General features: G+C 31.2%; 1 protein-coding gene. It reads left to right on the top strand.

Annotated features, from left to right (window positions below; genetic code table 11):
• Positions 1-67: 67 nt before the first annotated feature.
• On the top strand, positions 68-3,182 hold a 3,115-nt coding region (locus PHF25_09285; GenBank protein MDD4528200.1), incomplete at its 3' end, for a hypothetical protein.

Below are 3,182 nucleotides of genomic sequence, written 5' to 3'. Positions count from 1 at the left end.
AAAAACAATTATTTTTTCTCGAGGAGATTGATAAAACCAAAGTTTTAGATATATATTACTCAAAACAATGAAATTCTCACTTTCTACAAATATAGATAACGTACAATATAAAGACTTCCACTATATTGTAACTTCTAATGCTCGGCGAGTTCTAGGAACTATACTTGCTGATTACTATACTGGCATTCATTGTTTTTCTTTAGTTGGAACTTACGGTACTGGAAAGTCAAGTTTTTTAGCAGCTTTGGAAAGAGATATTTTATATGATTCCAAAGTGTTGTTTGAAAACAAAGGACAACTTAATGGATATAGAAAATTTAAGTGTATTAATATTGTCGGTGATTATAATTCACTTTCAAACCTGTTGAGTGAACAACTGGAAAGCGATAAAATAAGCTCTAAAGAACTATTTACTCAGTTAGAACAATCATTGATAAATCATAAGAAGAGAGGTGAATTTGTCCTGCTTGTTATTGATGAGTTTGGAAAGATACTTGAACACGCAGCTAATCATAACCCCGAAAAAGAATTGTACTTTTTACAACAATTAGCTGAGTTTGTAAATCACCCAAAACGCGACAATATTCTATTAATTACAACACTGCACCAAAACTTTGGTGCATACTCAAAAAAACTGAATGAGCAACAGCGTAACGAGTGGGAAAAAGTAAAAGGTCGATTAAAAGAAATTGTTTTTAGTGAGCCCGTTGAGCAGCTTTTGCATTTAGCCGCAGCACAGATTGAAGCTACAAGAAAATCTATTGTATCAAAAGAAAACTTCGACGCACTTTTTGATTTAGCAAGGAATACGAAGTTTATAAATAACGATCTGAGTATTGATATTGCTGAAAGATTATATCCTTTGGACATTTTTTCTGCGGTAGTTTTAACTTATTCAATTCAGCGTTATGGTCAAAATGAGCGTTCCCTCTTTTCGTTTTTGAGTTCCAAAGACAAAAATTCTCTTAGTCAGTTTAAACCCAAAGCTAATCAAACATACAGTTTAGCGAATGTCTACGATTATATTATCAATAATTTTTATTCATATTTATCTGAGGTAAATGCCGATTCTTCAAATTGGAGAGCTATTCGTGTAGCATTAGAACGGATTGAAGGTATTTTTGATCTTGATAAGATTGAGACAGCTAGTAATATTGTAAAAACAATTGGACTGTGTAACCTGTTTGGAAATTCAGCAACATTTGATGAAAAGGCTTTAAGTCAATATTTACGATTAGCATTAAATATTGAAGAGCCTGAAAGATTGATTCGTGATCTTGTCGCTCATAAAGTAATTCGTTTTGCCAAATATAAATCTCAATATATAATATTTGAGGGTACGGATGTTAATATCGAAGACGAACTATATAAAGCGGCAGGATTAGTCCCGCGTCCGAATGATTATATAAATGAGTTAAATGAGTTTTTTGAATTTAAGGTAGTACAAGCAAATAGTTCGTTCTATAAGACGGGTACTCCTCGTTTTTTTGAATACAGTATTTCAAATGAAGCCCTAATACTTAATCCGAACAACGATATTGACGGATACATTAATCTCGTTTTTTCGAATAATGAGGAAGAAAAAGAGCATTTACTCGAAACATCCAAAAAATGCAAAAATGCTGTGATATATGTGTATTTCAATAATGTTACTCAAATTGTAAATCATTTATATGAGATAAAAAAACTCGAATATATTCGCAAACAAATTTTAATCGAAGATAAGATTGCTGATAGAGAGATTCAAAACCTTATCGTTTACGAAAAAAGTCTGTTGAACAAAGTCATTAATCACAGTTTAACGTCATTTTCTTCAAATGTAGAATGGTATTACAATGGAGAAAGGCATCAAATATCTTCTCAGTCTGATTTTAATAAGTTGCTTTCGGCTGTTTGCGATAATGTCTATTATTCAACGCCAATCATTCAAAATGAGCTGTTTAATAAGCAAAAGGTAAATAGTTCGATTTCTCTTGCTCGTGTTACTCTTCTTAATATGCTAATTGATGATAGTTGTGTAATGCAGGATGAATTAGGATTTGAAAAAGATAAATTTCCTCCTGAAAAAACGATATACTTCACTTTACTAAAAAAAACAGGTATCCACTGCCAAAGAAATGGTATTTACACTCTAAGTGAGCCACAAAACGATACAATTAAAGATTTATGGAATAAATGTGAAACCTTTTTGAGTAGTGCCATTGAAAAGCAACGCAAATTGGGAGACCTGATTCGAGATTTAAAATCAGCACCGTTCAAATTAAAACAAGGGTTCTTAGACTTCTGGATTCCTATTTTTCTGATAATAAAAAAACAAGATTACTCTCTATATGATAGTGAAGACAGATATATTCCATATTTGAATAAAGAAGTTCTTGATTTGCTACAAAAATCCCCAGGTGAGTTTAAGATAAAAGCCTTTGCAATAGACGGAATCAAGGTTGAATTTTTCAATCGATACAGAAATTTTATAAACTTAAATGATAGAGACTTAATTACTCAAGACAGTTTTTTAGAAACTATAAAACCGTTTTTGATTTTCTATAACAACTTAAATGATTTTGCAAAAAGCACGCAAAATTTTGACAATCCTCAGACTGTAAAATTTCGTAATGTCTTAGCTAAAGCCAAAGATCCGGAAAAAACTTTTTTTGAAGATTTGCCAGCTGCATTTGGCTTCAAAAATGATTCTTTGGCTAAGAGCGAAGAGTTTTTGACGCAATATCAAGATTTAATTAAGGATGCCATTCGAGAATTAAGGTCGTGCTATTCTAATCTCATTAAACGAATAGAAGATAACTTAATTGATGTTTTGGGCTTAAAGTCAAATAGTTATACTGAATACAAAACGGAAATTTATAATCGATTTAAAGGGGTAAAGGCAAACTTATTGTCGAGCAAACAGAAAAGTTTTCTCAATAGATTGCTAATGGAGCAGTCAGACAAAACATTGTGGTATGAATCAATATGTTATGTAGTTGTCGACAAGCCTCTTGTTTCTATAAAAGACAAAGAGATTACTTTATTAATTGAAACATTAAAGCATTTGCTTATAACTTTAACTAAGTTTGTTGATATTTCAAAGGTTGCAAAAAATAATTCAAATTCAGAGATATATAATTTTGAATTAGTCTCAACAAAAGGTACAATTAAACCGCAGTCGTATATTTTGCCTGAAAGTC

Source organism: Candidatus Margulisiibacteriota bacterium, from assembly GCA_028706105.1.
Lineage (GTDB): Bacteria > Margulisbacteria > Riflemargulisbacteria > GWF2-35-9 > DYQY01 > DYQY01.
Note: the sequence above shows the minus strand (reverse complement) of the source record. Positions and strands in the feature narration are given on the sequence as shown.